This window comes from Paraburkholderia sp. SIMBA_030, assembly GCF_046535245.1.
Lineage (GTDB): Bacteria > Pseudomonadota > Gammaproteobacteria > Burkholderiales > Burkholderiaceae > Paraburkholderia.
Window position 1 is genome coordinate 1 of record NZ_JAWRXB010001283.1, and the last position, 248, is coordinate 248.

General features: G+C 39.5%; 1 pseudogene. It reads right to left on the reverse strand.

The window, feature by feature from the left end:
• Window positions 1-41: 41 nt before the first annotated feature.
• Window positions 42-248, reverse strand: a pseudogene (locus SB772_RS44185) (hypothetical protein); the annotation flags it as partial.

Consider the following 248-nt stretch of genomic DNA (forward strand, 5'->3'; position numbering starts at 1 on the left):
TGTCAATTTTTGAAACTAATTGTGTTGGCTATCATTGCACTTTAAGACAAGTACTCTCGTGCTTCGGCCATAGTTTCAAACGTTTGTAATATCATACGACTGCTAGTATCAGCCTTGTTCTCAGATTCTGCAATCCCACTTGATGATGCGCTAGGCAATTGCATTACCTTTCTTAGCCATGTGTACTGACGTTTTGCTAGCTGTCTTGTAGCATATAATGCCTTATTTTGCATTTCCTGACAAGCAAG